The 974-nt window shown below is 42.0% G+C and carries 2 protein-coding genes and 1 pseudogene; all 3 read left to right on the top strand.

What is annotated here, in order from left to right; translation table 11 throughout:
- Window positions 1-114 (top strand): annotated as a pseudogene (locus tag ACWHAR_RS23825) (YolD-like family protein); the annotation flags it as partial.
- Between the two features lie 185 nt (window positions 115-299).
- The gene (locus ACWHAR_RS23820; protein ID WP_014477254.1) at window positions 300-770 is read left to right on the top strand and encodes a GNAT family N-acetyltransferase; all 471 of its coding nucleotides are present in this window, start codon (window positions 300-302) and stop codon (window positions 768-770) included.
- Window positions 771-779: 9 nt separating this feature from the next.
- Window positions 780-974, top strand: a 195-nt coding sequence (locus ACWHAR_RS23815) for an antibiotic biosynthesis monooxygenase family protein (RefSeq protein ID WP_452088033.1), incomplete at its 3' end; no start/stop codon positions are given.

Genomic DNA, 974 nt, shown 5'->3' with positions numbered 1-974 from the left:
TGCACCGGGAAGATCTGCCGGTATGAAGAGTTTGAAAAAGCAGTATGGATAAAAGGAGACGAGGATCATCTTTATAAGCTGAAACTTGATCAAGTGCTTGATATTGTGCTGTAAAGTCTTTCCTCCTGCTTGGGGGAGAAATAGGCGTAAAATGATCAAACATTGTTCCCTCGGCAGTCTGGAAACGTATGATAAAGGAAAGAAGGCATTTACAATTCCAGCCAGGCAAAATATAATTTTTATATTGTGAGAAAAAGAGCTGACATTCGTTTTGCCAGACGGAGGGAGATCAAATCGTAATGGATATTCGAACAATCACGTCTTCAGATTATGAAATGGTAACGTCTGTACTGAATGAATGGTGGGGCGGCAGACAGCTGAAAGAAAAATTGCCGAGACTATTTTTTGAGCATTTTCAGGACACAAGCTTTATTACATCCGAACATAACAGCATGACCGGATTTTTAATCGGATTTCAATCGCAATCGGATCCTGAAACGGCGTACATTCATTTTTCCGGTGTGCATCCGGATTTCAGAAAAATGCAAATTGGGAAACAATTGTATGATGTATTTATCGAAACAGTAAAACAAAGAGGCTGCACCCGGGTGAAGTGCGTCACTTCACCTGCGAATAAGGTATCAATCGCATATCACACAAAATTGGGGTTTGATATTGAAAAGGGCACCAAGACGGTAAATGGCATCTCAGTGTTTGCAAACTATGATGGCCCAGGCCAAGACAGGGTACTGTTTGTCAAAAACATATGAGGGGGAAATATGATGAATTTTTTATCAAAAACACCTGAGCCTCCTTACTATGCAGTCATTTTTTCTTCTGTCAAAAGCGAAAATGACACAGGATATGGAGAAACAGCGGAGCGGATGGTATCGCTTGCGGCGGATCAGCCTGGATTTTTAGGCGTGGAAAGCGTACGTGAAGCGGATGGAAGGGGCATCACAGTTTCCTATTGG

The organism is Bacillus sp. LR--39 (assembly GCF_053613335.1).
Note: the sequence above shows the minus strand (reverse complement) of the source record. Positions and strands in the feature narration are given on the sequence as shown.

Coding starts and splice junctions, on each gene's coding strand:
- ACWHAR_RS23820 (WP_014477254.1), top strand. CDS start 300: ATGGATATTCGAACAATCACGTCTTCAGATTATGAAATGGTAACGTCT.